The sequence below is a fragment of the Microbacterium sp. LBN7 genome (assembly GCF_045690345.1).
Lineage (GTDB): Bacteria > Actinomycetota > Actinomycetes > Actinomycetales > Microbacteriaceae > Microbacterium.
The window spans coordinates 1,989,551-2,006,083 of the sequence record NZ_CP147856.1 but is presented as its reverse complement, the minus strand read 5'-3'; the positions used below and the strand labels follow the sequence as shown (position 1 = coordinate 2,006,083).

10 protein-coding genes are annotated in these 16,533 nt (G+C 70.1%); 3 read left to right on the top strand and 7 right to left on the bottom strand.

Going from position 1 to position 16,533, the window contains the following annotated elements:
* Positions 1 to 98 precede the first annotated feature (98 nt).
* The gene (locus LBN7_RS09585; protein WP_407361666.1) at positions 99 to 2,174 is read left to right on the top strand and encodes a hypothetical protein; all 2,076 of its coding nucleotides are present in this window, start codon (positions 99 to 101) and stop codon (positions 2,172 to 2,174) included.
* A 99-nt stretch (positions 2,175 to 2,273) separates the two neighbouring features.
* On the opposite strand, the gene LBN7_RS09580 is transcribed toward LBN7_RS09585, so the two are convergent.
* Complete coding sequence (locus LBN7_RS09580) at positions 2,274 to 3,104, bottom strand: helix-turn-helix transcriptional regulator (RefSeq protein WP_407361665.1); 831 nt, start codon at positions 3,102 to 3,104, stop codon at positions 2,274 to 2,276.
* Between the two features lie 76 nt (positions 3,105 to 3,180).
* Between LBN7_RS09580 and ilvD the strand changes: the two genes are divergently transcribed.
* The gene (ilvD, locus tag LBN7_RS09575) at positions 3,181 to 5,085 is read left to right on the top strand and encodes a dihydroxy-acid dehydratase (protein WP_407361664.1); all 1,905 of its coding nucleotides are present in this window, start codon (positions 3,181 to 3,183) and stop codon (positions 5,083 to 5,085) included.
* Positions 5,086 to 5,194: 109 nt separating this feature from the next.
* Here ilvD and LBN7_RS09570 read toward each other — a convergent pair whose 3' ends face one another.
* Positions 5,195 to 6,217 (bottom strand): LacI family DNA-binding transcriptional regulator, encoded by a 1,023-nt coding sequence (locus LBN7_RS09570; RefSeq protein WP_407361663.1) that lies wholly within the window; start codon positions 6,215 to 6,217, stop codon positions 5,195 to 5,197.
* 194 nt (positions 6,218 to 6,411) lie between these two features.
* Here LBN7_RS09570 and LBN7_RS09565 point away from each other — a divergent pair, with 194 nt between their 5' ends.
* Positions 6,412 to 12,435, top strand: coding sequence for a GH92 family glycosyl hydrolase (locus LBN7_RS09565; protein WP_407361662.1), 6,024 nt, complete (start codon positions 6,412 to 6,414; stop codon positions 12,433 to 12,435).
* 123 nt (positions 12,436 to 12,558) lie between these two features.
* Here LBN7_RS09565 and LBN7_RS09560 read toward each other — a convergent pair whose 3' ends face one another.
* The 5 genes from LBN7_RS09560 to LBN7_RS09540 all read right to left on the bottom strand — a co-directional run bounded on the left by LBN7_RS09560 (position 12,559) and on the right by LBN7_RS09540 (position 16,489).
* Positions 12,559 to 13,695: a lytic polysaccharide monooxygenase gene (locus LBN7_RS09560; RefSeq protein ID WP_407361661.1), complete on the bottom strand. Its 1,137-nt coding sequence runs from the start codon at positions 13,693 to 13,695 to the stop codon at positions 12,559 to 12,561.
* Between the two features lie 42 nt (positions 13,696 to 13,737).
* Positions 13,738 to 14,850, bottom strand: coding sequence for a Xaa-Pro peptidase family protein (locus tag LBN7_RS09555; RefSeq protein WP_116633970.1), 1,113 nt, complete (start codon positions 14,848 to 14,850; stop codon positions 13,738 to 13,740).
* A gap of 62 nt (positions 14,851 to 14,912) precedes the next feature.
* Complete coding sequence (locus LBN7_RS09550; protein WP_407361660.1) at positions 14,913 to 15,362, bottom strand: hypothetical protein; 450 nt, start codon at positions 15,360 to 15,362, stop codon at positions 14,913 to 14,915.
* 95 nt (positions 15,363 to 15,457) lie between these two features.
* Complete coding sequence (locus tag LBN7_RS09545; protein ID WP_116633326.1) at positions 15,458 to 15,952, bottom strand: hypothetical protein; 495 nt, start codon at positions 15,950 to 15,952, stop codon at positions 15,458 to 15,460.
* A 48-nt stretch (positions 15,953 to 16,000) separates the two neighbouring features.
* Positions 16,001 to 16,489, bottom strand: coding sequence for a MarR family winged helix-turn-helix transcriptional regulator (locus tag LBN7_RS09540; protein ID WP_116633325.1), 489 nt, complete (start codon positions 16,487 to 16,489; stop codon positions 16,001 to 16,003).
* Between the last annotated feature and the right edge of the window lie 44 nt (positions 16,490 to 16,533).

The window sequence follows — 16,533 nt, the reverse complement described above, 5'->3', positions numbered from 1 at the left end:
AATCGAGGAACCCGGTGTTTCTACGGATGTGCCCCTCTGCGTGCTCTTCATAGCCTGTGCCTGAATGCGTCCGCACACCCAGGTACAGGAATCACTTGATGACATCGCAGCTACGTCCACGCCTCACGCGACTCCTCGGGGCGGTGACCGGTATCGCGCTCGCCGTCGGCTTCAGCGCCGTCGCCGTCGCGGCCCCCGCCCAGGCAGCCACCGCCGACGGCGTGTACGTGGGTGAGAACAGCCATGGCTACGACATCTCCCTCACCGTCACGGATGGGAAGGTCACCGACGTCACCACCTCGTCGACAGCCTTCTGCGGTGTGAATCCGCCGTTCCCGTTCCCGGTCCCGTTCAACGAGATCCCCGACACGACGATCGCCGCAGATGGCTCCTTCCAGGCGAACTGGACGTACCAGATCGACGCCGACACGCAGGCCGAGTATTGGCTCGGCGGCACCTTCCACGCGGACGGCTCGGTCACGAACTCGGGGTCGAACGCCGCGGACCTCGTCGGGGCCGGCCTGATCTGCACCGGGACGCAGTTCACCTATGACGCCGCGATCGACGGGGTGGCCCCGCAGATCGCCGTCTCGCCGAACCCGGCGACGCTGTCGCAGATCACCGATCCGAACGGCGTCGTCCGCTTCACGGGCAGCGGGTTCGTGCCCGACAGCACCGTCGCGCTCTTCATCGACGGGCAGCAGGCGGCGACACGCACCGCCGGTGCGGATGGGGGCGTCGAGGTGATCCTGTACTGGCAGAACGCCACGGTGGGCACCCACTCGGCCCGGTTCACGAGCGGTACACGTACCGCGGAGACGACTCTCACCATCATCGCGGACCCGACGTACGACCCGACCGCGTCCGTCGATCCGTCCACCGTCACGGTGTCGCGGCTCGCGGGAGCCGGCGTGGTCGTCGAAGGCTCCGGCTTCCCGGCATCCGCTCCCGTCGAGATCGCCTTCGACGGCGCGGTCGTGACGACCGTCACGAGCGGTGCCGACGGCTCCCTCACCTCCCCACTGACACGATCTGCCGTCGCGCCCGGTGCGCACACCATCTCCCTGACCAGCGGGCCGTGGTCGGCGTCGACGGAGCTGACCGTGGAGGCCGATCCCGTCGTCTACGACCCGCAGGTCGTGGTGACGCCCGAATCGATCACGCAGTCCGCGCTCGCCGCCATCGGCGTGCAGGTCGCCGGAACCGGATTCCCGGAGAACGCACCCGTCGAGATCCTGTTCGACGGCGCCGTCGTCACCACGGTGACCAGCTCGGCATCCGGGTCCGTGACGACCACCGTCGCCCGGGCAGGCATCGCCGCCGGAACCTCCACGGTCCTGCTGCGGAGCGGAGCGTGGGAGGCATCCGACACGGTGGTGGTCACCGCGGACCCGGTCGATCCCGCGGAGGTCACGCTCACCCCGTCCGAGATCGCGACCGGCGCGCTCGAGACCGACGGCATCTCGCTGTCGGCCGAGGGGCTCCCGGCCGACGTCCCGGTGCGGGTGCTGTTCGACGGCACGCAGGTCGCGGCGTTCACGGCCTCGTCCGCCGGGGCGGGAACGGCAGCGTTCACCGTCGCCGACGTCGCCGCGGGTGTGCACACCGTGCAGCTCGTGCAGGGCCCCGGTCTCGCACCGCGCGGAGGCGTCACGGCCGCTCTGGCACCGGGCGACATCCTCGGCGAGGCGACGCTGACGGTCACCGAGGATCCGATCCCCAGCGACCCGGAGCTGGTGCTGGGCGTCTCGAGCATCGCGACGGACGCGCTCGCTGCGACGGGTGTCCTGCTCACCGGCAGCGGGTTCACGCCGGATCAGGACGTCGCCGTGACGTTCGACGGGAGCCCGTTCGGCACCGTCGCCGCGAACGCCGACGGAGAGGTCTCCTACATCCTCCGCGTGCCGGGCGTCGCGCCCGGCGCCTACCCCGTCACCCTCGCGCAGGGCGACCTCAGCGCGGAGGCGACCCTCACGGTCACCGCCGCGTCCGTCCCGGGCACCCCAGGCCCGGGCACCCCAGGCCCCGGCACAGGTCCTGGACAGTCCGGCGGTGACGGCGACGGCCTCGCCGTGACCGGAGCGGATGCGGTGCTGTGGACCGGCATCGCGAGCATCGCCCTCGCGCTCATCGCCGCGGGTGGGCTCCTGCTGGTCCGTCGTCGCCGCGCATAACCCCTGCCGGCGACCCCCGCCGCGGAGCCGTATCCGTCGCCTCGCTCTTCGTGAGCGGAGCGGAGGGTGCGGCTCCGTGGTGTGCGGGAGGATGCGTCGTCACTCGCGGCGGCGGAAGAATCTCGCCCGGGCCGCGGCATCCGACGGCGTGTAGACGACGAGCTGGATCTCGGTCTGATCCGATGGCCGCAGCTGGTGGTGCTCGAAGACGAGGCGGCCGAGGGTCGGATGCTGGAACACCCGCTCCCGCGACTCGAAACCGCGCACGTCGTGGCTCTCCCACCGCTCCCGGAACTCGGGGCTCGCCTCCATGAGGCGCCCGACCAGGTCGCGGTAGCGCGGGTCGCCCAGCCGGGGACCCGCCTCGGCGCGGAACTCGGCGAGGAAACGGCGGCTGGTGTCGTCCCAGTCGTCGAGCAGTTCGCGCACCGCCGGATCGGTGAAGATGAGCCACAGGAGATTGCGCTTCTCCGGCGGGGTCGTGGCGACGTTCGGGTAGAGAGCCTCGTAGGCGCTGTTCCAGCCGGCCACACCCCAGTCGGGTGCCAGCGCATACGCGGGGTGCTCCTCCAGCGCATCGAGGAAGCGCTGCACGTGCGCGGGCGCCGTCTCGACCGCCTCTCCCGAGCCGGGCCGTGTCGGGGTGAAGCCGGCCAGACGCAGCGCGTAGTCGTGCTCGGCGACGCTCAGGTGCAGGGCGGTGGCGACGGCATCCAGCACCTGACGCGACGGATTGATGTCCCGCCCCTGCTCGAGCCAGGTGTACCAGGTGACGCTGACGCCGGAGAGGTACGAGATCTCCTCCCGGCGCAGGCCGACCGTGCGGCCGCGCCCGGCAGGTGGAAGGCCGTACGCGCCCCGATCGAGCTGCTCGCGCCGGGCACGGAGGAAGGCTCCGAGCTCCTTGCGCTGCTCCTCGTCGGTCGCCATGGAACAAACCTAGTGCTCTCACTACTAGTGTCAGCGCCGTCTTCCGGCATCCGCTCCTCGAGGCGAGAGTGGGATCATGCCCACCCCTCTTCGCTCCCGTACCGTCACGCACGGCCGCAACGCCGCCGGAGCCCGCGCCCTCTTCCGTGCCGCCGGCGTCAACGCCGCCGACTTCGGAAAGCCGATGATCGCCGTCGCGAACAGCTTCACCGAGTTCGTCCCCGGCCACACGCACCTGCAGCCGGTGGGACGCATCGTCTCGGACGCGATCTCGGCGGCGGGCGGCATCCCCCGCGAGTTCAACACCATCGCGGTCGACGACGGCATCGCGATGGGCCACGGCGGGATGCTCTACTCGCTGCCGTCGCGCGACCTGATCGCCGACTCGGTCGAGTACATGGTCAACGCGCATCAGGCCGACGCCCTCGTGTGCATCTCGAACTGCGACAAGATCACGCCCGGCATGCTGATGGCAGCACTGCGCCTGAACATCCCCACGGTGTTCGTCTCGGGCGGTCCGATGGAGGCCGGTCGCGCGACGCTCGTCGACGGCTCGGTGCGCACGCTCGACCTGGTCGACGCGATCTCCGAGGCGGCGAACGACACCGTGTCGGATGCCGACATGAAGCGCATCGAGGAGAACGCCTGCCCGACCTGCGGCTCGTGCTCGGGCATGTTCACCGCGAACTCGATGAACTGCCTCGTCGAGGCGCTGGGTCTCGCCCTCCCGGGCAACGGCTCGGTGCTGGCCACGCACACCGCCCGTCGCGCCCTGTACGAGCGGGCCGGCGAGGTCGCCGTCGAGATCACCCGCCGCTTCTACGACGAGGACGACACGTCGGTCCTCCCCCGCGAGGTCGCGAGCTTCGCCGCGTTCGAGAACGCCATGGCGCTCGACATCGCGATGGGCGGATCGACCAACACGATCCTGCACCTGCTCGCCGCCGCGCACGAGGCCGGCATCGCCTTCGGTCTCGACGAGATCGACGCGGTCTCGCGTCGGGTTCCCTGCCTCGCCAAGATCGCGCCGAACCCGGCGTACGGCCGCATGTACTACATGGAGGACGTGCACCGCGCCGGCGGCATCCCCGCCGTGCTCGGAGAGCTGCGCCGCGGAGGACTGCTCGACGAGAACGTGTCGACCATCCACTCGACGTCGTTCGCCGGCTGGCTCGACGACTGGGACATCCGCGGCGGCAAGGCGACGGAGGCCGCGTACGACCTCTGGCACGCAGCGCCCGGGGGTGTCCGCTCGTCGAGCGCCTTCTCGCAGTCCGAGCGGTGGGCGGCGCTCGATGAGGATGCCGAGACCGGATGCATCCGCGACGTCGAGCACGCCTACTCGGTCGACGGCGGTCTCGCGGTGCTCCGCGGAAACCTCGCGATCGACGGTGCGGTCGTGAAGACGGCCGGCGTCGACCCGTCGATCCTCGTGTTCTCCGGCCCTGCGGTCGTCTGCGAGTCGCAGGAGGAGGCCGTCTCGAAGATCCTCGGCAAGAAGGTGCAGCCGGGCGACGTGGTCGTGATCCGCTACGAGGGACCGAAGGGCGGGCCGGGCATGCAGGAGATGCTGCACCCGACGTCGTTCCTCAAGGGACGCGGCCTGGGCAAGGTGTGCGCGCTGATCACCGACGGCCGCTTCTCGGGCGGCACCTCGGGCCTGTCGATCGGCCACGTCTCCCCCGAGGCGGCCGCCGGCGGAGTGATCGCGCTCGTCGAGGACGGGGACATCATCGACATCGACATCCCCTCCCGCGGCATGACCCTGCGCGTGAGCGACGCAGAACTGGAGGAGCGACGCGCGCGGCTGCTCGACGGCACCGGGTACCGGCCCGTCGACCGCGCGCGACCGGTGTCGCTCGCGCTGCGCGCCTACGCCGCGATGGCGACGTCGGCCGACCGCGGTGCGGTCCGCGACGTGGAGAAGGTCGAGCGCGCCCTGCGCGAGCAGGAGCTGCGCGACGCGGCTGCTCTCGTCTGACGCCATCGGCACGAATCCGCCGCTCGCTTCGGGAGGAGATCCGCGCTTCGGGAGGACGGATGCCGGGGAGACACCCTTCCGAAGCGCCCGAATCCTCTCGAAGCGGGCGTCAGCGCTCGCCGGATGCCGTGGAACGCCGCGCGATGAGCCGCATCGGCAGCACCACGTTCTCGAAGCTCCGGGTGCGATCGCCGAGGCGGGCAACGGCCAGCCGGGCGGCTTGGCGTCCGAGGGCCTCGACGTCTCCGGTCACCGCGCTGATGCCGAGCACCTGCGCCCATTCCGGTTCGTCGAACCCGATCACCGCGGGCGACGGGGAGAAGGACTCCGCGATCTCCTCCATCACACCCAGGAGGATCCGGTTGTTCCCCGCGACGACCGCGGTCGGCGGGTCCGCGAGGGCGAGCAGGTCGCGCATGCACGCGCGTGAGGAGGCGATGTCGTGCGCGTCGGTCCGCAGGAGGTCGCGCCAGTCGGCATCCGTGCTGTCGAGGACGTCGCCCATGCCCGCCAGGCGCTCGCGGTAGGTCGGGAGCCAGGCGTAGTCGCCGATGAAGGCGATGCGGCGGTGGCCCGCGTCGATCAGGTGGCGAGCGGCGAGACGCCCGCCCTCGCGGTTGTCGAACACGACGGAGTCGGCCTCGACGTTCTCGGCGGGGCGATCGACGAAGACGACGGGGATGCCGCGGGCCTGGAGCTGCGCGTAGTCGGCGTGGTCCTGTGTGGCCGAGACCGTGATGACGGCCTTGGTCTGCCGGTCGGCGAGGTCGTGCGCGACCCGTTGCTCCTGCTCGGCGGATTCCCGGGAGTTCGCGACGGAGAGATGCATCCCGTGCGGGCGGATCTCGTCCTCGATCGCCTGTGCGAGGGCGGAGTAGAACGGGTTGGTGAAGTCTCCGGTGATCAGGCCGATCGAGTCGGCCAGGCGCCCGCTCGCGAGCAGGCTCGCTGCGGCGTTGCGCTGATAGTCGAGTTCGGTGGCGGCGGCCAGCACGCTGGCGAGGGTCTTCTCGCTCACGTACGACTCTCCGCCGAGCGCGCGCGAGGCCGTCTTCAGGCTCACCCCGGCGCGGGCTGCGACCTGCGCGAGCGTCGGACGCGGCACGACGGCCTGGTCCTCTGGTGTGGTCATGCGTCCCCCTGCCGCCCGGGCGGCGGATAGCTCATTATGACGGTCGGCGGATGCGAGATGCATCTTCCACACATCACCGGCGCTGTGATAGCGTCCTCATTATATGACAGCGGTGTCATAAACCGTCCAGCCGCCTCGCGACGCGATCCACGGCAGACGAACGACACAGAGCAGTGAAGTTTCGAGGAGCAATCATGAGGGTCCCCAGCCCCGTTCATGCACGACCCGCGCGCCGATCATGGGCCGCGGCCGGCATCGCCGTCGCGGTCACCGCGGCGCTGCTGACGCCGATGCAGGCCACCGCCGCCGGCCCGACCGCGTTCGCCTCGTCGTTCGAGACGGATGACGCAGCGCCCGTGCTCGCCGGCACCGGTGAGGCGGTCAACGTCACGGGCAGCCGCTTCGTCCCGGGCAGTGTGCTCGGCGCGGTCACCGCCGTGACGGCATCCGATCAGAACACTCCCAACGAAGGCGCGGCGTTCCTCGCCGACGGCAACGCCGGAACCAAGTGGCTCGCCTTCAAGAACGCCGCGTGGGTGCAGTACCAGCTCTCCGCCCCGCAGCCGATGGTCCGCTACACGCTCACGTCCGGCAATGACGAGCCCGACCGCGACCCGAAGGACTTCCGCGTCCAGGGATCGAACAACGGCACCGACTGGGTGACCGTCGACGAGCGGTCCGGCGAGCTGTTCTCCGGCCGCGGCGAGACGCGCTCCTTCACCCTCGCGGCGCCGAGCGACGCTTTCGTCTACTACCGCCTCGACGTGCTCGCCACGAAGAACCCGAGCAAGAACATCGTGCAGCTCGCGGGTTGGGAGCCGATCGCCGTCGACGGCGCGACTCCGGAGCCCGCCGACCTGATGCTGCAGATCGGGAACGGCCCGACGAGCTCCGACACGGCCAAGACCGGCGTCGGCTTCTCCGGCACCAAGGCCCTGCAGTACACCGGCCGCCACCTCGATGCCGGTCCCGCCTCGTCCACGAGCGTGCTCTACGACGCCGCCGACGTCACGGTCGAGCAGGACAGCGAGCTCTCGTACCTCGTCTTCCCGGTTCTCGACGGCGAGCAGACGTACGCCGCGACCTTCGTGGCCGTCGATCTGCTGTTCGACGACGGGACGACGCTCTCCGCCGGCGGAGCCGTCGACTCCTACGGCTACGGCGCGAACGCCCGTCAGCAGGGCCAGTCCAACGTGCTGTGGCCGAACCAGTGGAACAAGGTCACGGTCGACCTCGGCTCGTTCGCCGGTCGGACCGTCGACGACATCCTGTTCCGCTACGACCACCCGGGCGCCGAGGTCAAGGGCGTCGAGGTGCCGACCGGCGCGACCGCCTTCACCGGCTGGCTCGACGACATCGCGATCGGCGCGGCCGAAGAGCTCGACACGTCCGACGGCCTCGTCTCCTACGTCGACACCCGTCGCGGCACGAACTCGACCGGCGGATTCTCTCGCGGCAACAACCTGCCCGCGACCGCCTGGCCGAACGGCTTCAACTTCATCACGCCGATGACCAACGCCGACAACGTCGGCACGATCTACCAGTACCAGCGGGCGAACAACGCGCAGAACCTGCCGGCGCTCAACGGCATCGGACTCTCGCACCAGCCGAGCATCTGGATGGGCGACCGCAACCAGATCGCGGTGATGCCTGCGGCCAACGCCGACCCGACCTCGTCTCTCAACGACCGCAAGCTGACGTTCCACCACGAGAACGAGACCGCGCGGCCGGACATCTACGGTGTCGAGTTCGACAACGGCATCCGCACCGAGGTCACCGCCACCGATCACGGCGCGATCTACCGGTTCGAGTTCACCGGCGACGCGAGCTCGGTGCTGATCGACCAGCTGGTCGACTCGTCGAAGCTGACGATCTCGGGCGACACGGTCACCGGATGGGTCGACGGCGGCTCCGGCTGGCCCGGACGCACGCGCATGTACGTGTACGGCACCTTCGACCGTCAGCCTGCGAACGCGGGCGCGACCACGCGCGGAGACCGCAACGGCTCCGCCCGCTTCGCCGCCTTCGACACGGCCACCGACCGCACGGTCGAGCTGCGGCTGTCGTCGTCGTTCATCTCGCAGGATCAGGCGCGGACCAACCATGCGTTCGAGCTCGAGGGCGTCTCGTTCGACCAGGCGCACGCCGACGTGCGCGACGCCTGGAACGAGCGGCTCAGCGTCGTGCACGACGTGAAGGGCGCCACCGACACCCAGCTCGTGACCCTCTACTCGAGCCTGTACCGCCTCAACCTTTACCCGAACTCGCAGTTCGAGAACATGGGCACCGAGGCAGACCCGGTCTACAAGTACGCCAGCCCTGTCTCGGCGACGAGCGGATCGGCGACAGACACCCAGACGAACGCCAAGATCGTCGACGGCAAGATCTACGTCAACAACGGATTCTGGGACACGTATCGCACGGCCTGGCCGCTGTACTCGCTGCTCTACCCCGATGTCACGGAAGAACTCGTCGACGGCTTCGTGCAGCAGTACCGCGACGGCGGCTGGGTCGCGCGGTGGTCATCCCCCGGCTACGCCGACCTGATGACCGGAACCAGCTCCGACGTCGCGTTCGCCGAGGCGTATCTGGCCGGTGCGCTCAGCACCGACACGGCGCTCGAGGCCTATGACGCGGCCGTGAAGAACGCGACCGTGCTCCCGGCGTCGAACGCCGTCGGACGCAAGGGCCTCGGACAGTCGATCTTCCTCGGTTACACCGAGGCGACGACGCACGAGAGCGCGTCGTGGGGTCTGGAGGGCTACATCAACGACTTCGGCATCGCCGAGATGGCGAAGGCCCTCTCCGAGGACCCGAAGACCCCGGCCGAGCGCGTCGAGCAGTTGAAGGAGGAGGCGACCTACTTCGAGGCGCGTGCCGAGCACTACGTCGAGATGTACAACCCGGAAGCGGGCACGTTCACCTCGCGCAACGCCGATGGCTCCTGGACCTCGGGTGCGGACTTCGACCGCAAGGCCTGGGGTGGTGCCTTCACCGAGGCGAGCGCCTGGACCTTCGGTTTCCACGCTCCGCACGACGTCGACGGACTGGCCGCTCTGTACGGCGGGCGCCAGGGACTGGTCGACGAGATGCACGAGTTCCTCACGGTTCGCGAGAAGGCCGACTACTCCGGCATCCACGAGGCACGCGAAGCGCGTGACGTCCGTCTCGGGATGCTCGGCATGTCGAACCAGATCGCGCATCACATCCCCTACGTGCTCGCCGAAGCCGGCGACCCGTCCGGGGCGCAGGAGCTGATCCGCGACATCCAGGACCGGCTCTTCGTGGGCTCCGACATCGGCCAGGGCTACCCGGGCGATGAGGACAACGGCGAGTTCTCGGCCTGGTACGTCTTCTCGGCACTCGGGTTCTACCCGCTCGAGGTCGGCTCCGGCGACTACACGGTCGGCACGCCGCTGTTCGACAGCGCGACGCTCTCGATCGGCGACAAGGAACTGGTGATCAACGCTCCCGGTGCTTCCGAGGGTCAGGACTACGTCGCCGGTGTCAGCATCAACGGCGAGGCGATCTCCGAGACCACGTTCGACGGCGACCTGGTTCGCGAAGGGGGAACGCTCGACTTCACGATGAGCGCCACTCCCTCGGCCTGGGGTGCCAAGGACCTCGGCGAGCAGCTCGAGGTGCCCACGACGCTGGTGGACGCCACGAAGCCCGGCCGCGGAACACTCGCGGCGAGCGACGGCACGTCCGTCGCCTCCCTCGTCGACGACAACATGAACTCGAAGGTGACGTTCTCGGGTGACACCGCAGAGCTCGTGTGGACCTCGCAGTCCGGTCCGGTGTCGATCGGGCAGTACACGCTGACGAGCGCGGCGAAGGCCGATGCCCCGTCGAGCTGGACGCTCGAGGGGTCGATGGACGGCACGACCTGGACCGAACTCGACAGCCGAGACGGCCAGGCGTTCGCCTGGGACACTCAGACCCGCCCCTTCACGGCGAAGAACGACGACGGCTACACGAGCATCAGGCTCACCCTGCAGGGTGCGAGTGCGACGCTCGGTCTGTCGGAAGTCGAGCTGTTCGCCTCCGCCTCGGCGGCCGACGGCCTCTCGATCGCGGCCGGCCCCGCGCAGCGGGTCGCCGTCGGCACCGAGTTCGCCGGTCAGCTCGCGACGATCGTCGGAACGGAGACGGATGCCAGCGGCTACACCGTCACGGTCGACTACGGCGACGGTGAGGAGCAGGCCGACGCGCAGCTCACCAGAGACGACCTCGGCGGCTGGAAGGTGAGCGCTCCGCACACCTTCACCGCTCCGGGGACCTACTCGGCGACGATCACGGTGCGCGACTCGGCGGGTGCGGTGGCGCAGGCCACGGCGACCGTCACGGCCTTCCGCGACGAGACCTTCGTGGGTGCCTTCAACAACGTCTGCATCGGCGACCTCGGTCTGACCGCGGCGAACTGCGACTCGCAGGGCCACGGCTACTACCGCGACAAGCTGGCGGCCGACGGATTCGTGCAGGGCCAGACCCTCACGATCCCCGGCACGGAGCTGACCTACGACCTTCCGGCGGTGGCGGCGGGCGCGCCCGACAACATCACCGGCGAGGGTCAGACCGTCAAGCTCTCGCTGGGCACCGGGGCGACGCAGCTCTCCTTCATCGGCACAGCGACCGAGAGCAACCGCGACTCCGAGGCCACGCTGCACTTCACCGACGGCAGCACGCAGACGGTGACGATCAGCCTGGGCGACTGGGTCGGTGCATCCGGCAACCCCTACAAGAACAACACGGTGCTGACGATCTCGGAGGGTCGCCTCTCCGGGACCGGCGCCGAGGGCGGGGGCGCCAAGAACACCGCGATCTACGCGACGGCCCCGATCGCGCTCGACGTCGACGGCGCCGGTGCGCCGAAGGTCGTCGAGTCGCTGACCATGCCGCAGGAGCCCGGTGAGCTGAACGACGGACGGGTGCATCTGTTCGCGTTCGCCTCGGACGGCGACAGGGCGGCGGCCGCCCCGCTGAGCGTCGAGGCCGGCAGTGTGCCCGGTCAGATCGCCGGCGAGGAGTTCGACGCGACGCTGGCGACCGTCACCGGCGGCACCGGCGACGTCACCGCGGTCGTCAACTGGGGCGACGGGTCTCCCGTCACCGCGGTCGATGTCGCAGAGGGCGCCGTGAAGGCGGGCCACACGTACGCCACGGCCGGCACCTTCACGGTGACGATCACGGCGGACGACGGCGTGAAGTCGGCGGATGCCGCGCTCGAGGTCGTCGTCACCGAACCCGAGCCGCAGTACGACCCGCAGATCACGGTGCCGGCGGAAGCACGCCCCGGCGACGAGGTCTCGGTCACGGGCACGGGCTTCGCCGGTGGCGAGAGCGTCTCGATCCGCATCGACGACGAGGAGCCGGTCGTCGTGACGGCCACGGATGCCGGTGCCATCAGCGCCGAGATCCAGGTTCCGAAGAAGGCCGTCGACGGTGATCACCCCGTGGTCGCGATCGGAGACGTCTCGAAGATCGAGGCCAGGGCGTCGATCCGGGTCACGAGCGACACCCCGGCGCCGCAGCACACGAACGTGAAGCTGACGGCAGGATCCGACGACCCGGTCGCCGGCGAGTCGGTCGCGCTGACCGCGAGCGTGAAGCCGAAGAAGGCGGAGGGCACGGTCGAGTTCCTCGAGGCCGGCGTCGTCGTCGGTTCGGCCACGGTCACGGGCGGTGAGGCGACGGCCGATGTGCTGGTCGCCACGTCGGGAGCGCACACGTTCGTCGCCCGGTTCGTGCCGTCCGACCCGAAGGAGTGGGCGGGTTCCGAGTCGGAGCCGCTCACGATCGAGGTGCGCAGCACCCCGGTGCTGGACGCCGAGCTCGTGATCGGGCAGAGCAGCGTCGTGCAGGGTGGGAGTCTGGAGATCACCGGCCGCGGCTTCGCAGCGGGTGAGACCGTCACGGTCACTCTCCACTCCGACCCGATCCGTCTCGGTCAGGTGACCGCTGACGGGACCGGTGCCTTCCGCATCGCCGTGACCGTGCCGGCATCCGCTCCGGCGGGTGCGCACACGCTCGTCGCCGAAGGCGCGGACTCGGGCCTGAGCGCCCGCGTCGCGCTGCAGGTGACAGCGGCCGCAGGCGACGGCGGCGGACTCGCAGGAACGGGTGGGGCGATCCCCCTCTCGCTCATCACCCTGTTGCTCGTGCTGCTCGCAGCCGGAGGCATCCTGGTGGTCCGTCGGCGGCGTACGGAGGCCTGACCCTCACAGGCCCCACGTCACCGCCCTCCCGGAGTTCTCCGGGAGGGCGGTGGCTTTCTCGTTCCGGTCGCGATACGACAGGCATCCGTCCGCGGAATCGCTGCCGCTCTGCGATCTGAGCCGTCAGTGGGCGTGGCCTGCGGCGGGAGCCGTCGTCGGCTCCCAGAGCGACAGGGCGGTGATCCAGGTCTCGTCGCCCCAGCCGCGGTGCGACTGGACGGCGCGGTAGACGACGCCGAGATGCTGGACGAGATCGCCGCGCGTGTACGCGGCCGTCGCCGACCATTCCGGGATGCCGTCGACAGGGCCGGTGGGCTCTTCGGCATCCGTCGTCGCGGTGAGCACCGAGCTCGCGGTCTCCCCGGCGTCGGACACGGCCACGACGCGGTAGCGGTAGGTCGTCGCGGCGGTGAGGCCGCTGTCGAGGAAGCTCGTCGACGCGGTGGTGCCGACGGCGGTGAAGCTCACGCCGTCGAGCGATCGCTCGATGCGGTACTCGTCCGCACCGGCGGCCGCCGACCACATGAGGTCTACGGTGGTCGCCGTGCGATCCATGGTGTGCAGCCCACCCGGCGCGGCCGGAGCCGACGGGTCGACCGGGTCCACGGGGTCGACCGGATCGACGGGGTCCACGGGGTCGACGGGGTCGACCGCTCCCCCGCCGCGCACGTCGATGTCGATCGTGTTGTAGAAGGCGTTCTGCGTGTCGGCGATGTCCCAGACGGCGTAGATCACGTGGTAGCCGGTGTGGTCCGCCGGGATGTTCAGCGTGTGCACGGTCGGCACGGTCGGGATGCCGCCGCCACCGTCGAAGCTGGTCAGCAGCTCGAGGTCGTCGCGCTCCAGCGGGTCATTGGGGTCCCATCCCTGCTTCGTGATGAAGTAGCGCCATTCGGCGGTCCGATGCGCGGCGGTCAGGGACCATGCCACCTGGACAGGACCCGGCTGGACGAGGTTCTTGGCCCATCGGGTCGCCGACTGCTCGTCGAGGTCGCCGCCGAACAGGCCCCCGGCCGAGGCAAGCTTCCCGTCGACCGGACCGGCGGCGGGGAAGCCCTTCGGGGCTTCGAGGCTCTGCGGCTCGTACTGCACCGCACCGCGATCGGCGTTGGCCGACCAGGCGGCCCGGGCGATGAGCGACGACGTGCCGCCGACGTAGCCATGGGCGGATGCCGGGGGCGCCGGTGCGATGAACAGGCCGGCGGCGGCGAGGGCCACCACGCCGAGCGCGGCGGATCCGAATCTCGAGAAGGATGTCATACATCCTTCCTAGGGTATTTCTGGACTCAGGCCAATATTTCGTCACACCGAGGTCAACGTGTGCGGTGCGACGTTGAGGCGCTCGCAGCCGTCCGCTGTCACGACGACGATGTCCTCGATACGGGCGCCCCACGAGCCCGCGAAGTAGATGCCGGGTTCGATGCTGAAGGCCATGCCCTCGCGCAGCTCCAGGTCGTTGCCGGGGGCGATGTACGGCTCCTCGTGCACCGAGACGCCGATGCCGTGACCCGTGCGGTGCAGGAACGCGTCTCCGAGACCGGCCTGCGCCAGGACGCCTCGGGCGGCGGCGTCCACCTCGGATGCCGTCGCGCCGGGGCGGACCGCATCGACGGCCGCCTGCTGCGCGCGCACGAGTACCGCGATGCGCTCGGCAGCGGCGGGGTCGGGCGTGCCCACGACGTAGGTGCGGGTGCTGTCGGAGTTGTACCCGCTCGGCACGGCACCGCCGATGTCGACCACCACGATGTCGCCGTCGTCGATCACACGATCCGACACCTCGTGGTGCGGATCCGCACCGTTCGGGCCGGAGCCGACGATCACGAACTCGACCGTGCGATGGCCCTCGGCCACGATCGCCTCCGCGATGTCGGCGGCGACCTCCCGCTCGGTGCGACCGGCGCGCAGCCACTCGGGCACCCGCCGATGCACGGCGTCGATCGCCCGGCCGGCGCGACGGAGCTCCGCGATCTCCGTCGCATCCTTGATCATGCGGCTCTCGCGCAGCACCGGGGTCGCGAGCTCGAGCGTCAGACCGAGGCGCGTGCCGAGCGGGATGACGTGCAGCGCCGGGAGGGCGTCCGAGACGCCGATCCGGGAGGCCTCTCCGACGGCCGCGGCGACCAGGTCGTAGGGGTTCTCGCCGTCGACCCAGTCTGCGACCGCGAGGCCGAGCTCGCCGACCGCGGTCGAGCGCACCTTCGCGAGCTCCATCCGCGGGACGACGACCGTGGGTGCGGCCGCTCCGATCACCAGGGCGGTGAGGCGTTCGATCGTGTCGCCCTCGACCCCGACGAGATACTGCAGATCGGGGCCGGGACCGACGATGATCGCGTCGAGGCCGGCCGCTGCGGCGAGGGCCGCCGCCCGCTCGAGTCGGGCGGCGTACACGGAGGCGGGGAAGGGCGGTGTGCTCACGGCGTCCACGCTACTGCGCACCGCCGCGCCTGTCTCCGGGCTTCCAGCCGCGGCCGCGAACGTCAGCTGATCGCGAGACGAATGCGCTCCGCGAGGAGCTTCCTGTTCGCAGATGTCAACTCGAGCAGCGCGTACGCGGTCGGCCACATCGTGCCGTCGTCGAGGTTCGAGATCGGTTCGAAGCCGAACGTGCCGTAGTGCACCTTGAACTTGCTCGCGGGCTGGAAGAAGCACAGAACCTTGCCGTCCTTTCCCCACGCCGGCATGCCGTAGTAGGTGCGGGGCACGAGGTCGGGAGCGACCTCGGAGACAAGCTCGTGCAGCCCCGTCGCGAGCTTCTTGTCGGAGTCGTCCGACAGCTTGGCGATGGCCTCCTTGAGGTCGGCCTCGCCTTCGGCGCGCTGCTCCTCGGGCGTCTTCTTCGCCCGCGAGCGCTTGGTCTTGGCCTCTTTCGCGGCGGCCTGCATGGCCTCGCGCTCTTCGGCGGTGAAGTTCTTCGTGTCCTCGGCCATGATCGGCTCCTCTCGTCGTGCTCCGTCGATGTGTTCCAGGCTACGGACGCGCTCGGTCGCCGCGCTTCTCGATTCGTGATCGATCTCGCCCGCGCTCACCCCTCGGCGAGGAGGAAGGCGAGCTCCGTCGTCCAGGCGGTCTTCCGCGGCTCGATCCGGGGATCCGTGCGGAGGACCTCGAAACGGCCGGCCCACGCACCGGTCGACGGGTCGGCGTCGAAGTCCCGCGTCGACTCGTCGACCCATCCGAGCAGCATCCGATTGGCCTGGAGCGAGCTGCCGCGATACGCGAGCAGGGCGTAGTCGCCGGGCGGCTGCGTGCCCGCTCGCACGCGTCCGTCACCGGGGTGATCGATGCCGAAGACGCCGACTTCGATCTCCATGTCGGCGGCCATGTCGACGTGGTGGAGTCGCAGGAAGAAGGGCCCGTCCGTGTGCAGATCGCGCTCCGTGAGCCAGGCGGCGAGCTCCGCCAGGAGCTGATCCCGGACGCCGAGCATGCCGCGGAACGGCGTCACCAGACGGATGCCGACGGTGGGTGCCGCATCCCGGTGCTCGATGCGGGGGCCGTCGGAGACGTCGAAGGTCATGGGTCCATGATGCTCGCCGCCTCGCGCATCGTCCAGGTCGCCGCGGCCTCAGGTCTCCGGCGACCAGGTCGCGTCCGGACCGATGGCGGCGGAGATGCGCCGGCTCGCCTCGCCGAGCTGGCGGGCCTGGGCGGCGGTGAGCGCGTCGAAGACCAGTCGCTGCACGAGGGCATGATGCCCCGGTGTCGACTCCACGATCGCCTCGTGACCCTCGTCGGTGAGGATGCCGAGAGTGAAGCGGCCGTCGGTCGGGTCGACCTGTCGCCGGACGAGTCCCTTGGCCTCGAGTCGGGAGATCGCCCGCGACAGGCGGGAGAGCGTGCTGTTCGCGTATCCGGCGAGCGTGCTCAGGCGCAGTGTGCGCTCCGGGGCGGAGTCGAGGGCGAAGAGGATGCCGTGCTCGAAGTGGGTGAGGCCGCTGTCGCGTTGCAGCTGCGCGTCGAGCGCGACGGGCAATCGCTCCAGGAGCGTGGCGACGGCCGACCAGGTCTGCAGGTTCTCTGCGCTGAGGGAGTGGTGACTCGGCTGCGGGGGCATGACGCCAGCGTACGGGATGCTGACACGACGATGACGCCCGTTTG

Coding starts and splice junctions, on each gene's coding strand:
- LBN7_RS09550 (WP_407361660.1), bottom strand. CDS start 15,362: ATGGCCGAGGACACGAAGAACTTCACCGCCGAAGAGCGCGAGGCCATG.
- LBN7_RS09585 (WP_407361666.1), top strand. CDS start 99: ATGACATCGCAGCTACGTCCACGCCTCACGCGACTCCTCGGGGCGGTG.
- LBN7_RS09545 (WP_116633326.1), bottom strand. CDS start 15,952: ATGACCTTCGACGTCTCCGACGGCCCCCGCATCGAGCACCGGGATGCG.
- LBN7_RS09570 (WP_407361663.1), bottom strand. CDS start 6,217: ATGACCACACCAGAGGACCAGGCCGTCGTGCCGCGTCCGACGCTCGCG.
- ilvD (WP_407361664.1), top strand. CDS start 3,181: ATGCCCACCCCTCTTCGCTCCCGTACCGTCACGCACGGCCGCAACGCC.
- LBN7_RS09560 (WP_407361661.1), bottom strand. CDS start 13,695: ATGACATCCTTCTCGAGATTCGGATCCGCCGCGCTCGGCGTGGTGGCC.
- LBN7_RS09565 (WP_407361662.1), top strand. CDS start 6,412: ATGAGGGTCCCCAGCCCCGTTCATGCACGACCCGCGCGCCGATCATGG.
- LBN7_RS09540 (WP_116633325.1), bottom strand. CDS start 16,489: ATGCCCCCGCAGCCGAGTCACCACTCCCTCAGCGCAGAGAACCTGCAG.
- LBN7_RS09580 (WP_407361665.1), bottom strand. CDS start 3,104: ATGGCGACCGACGAGGAGCAGCGCAAGGAGCTCGGAGCCTTCCTCCGT.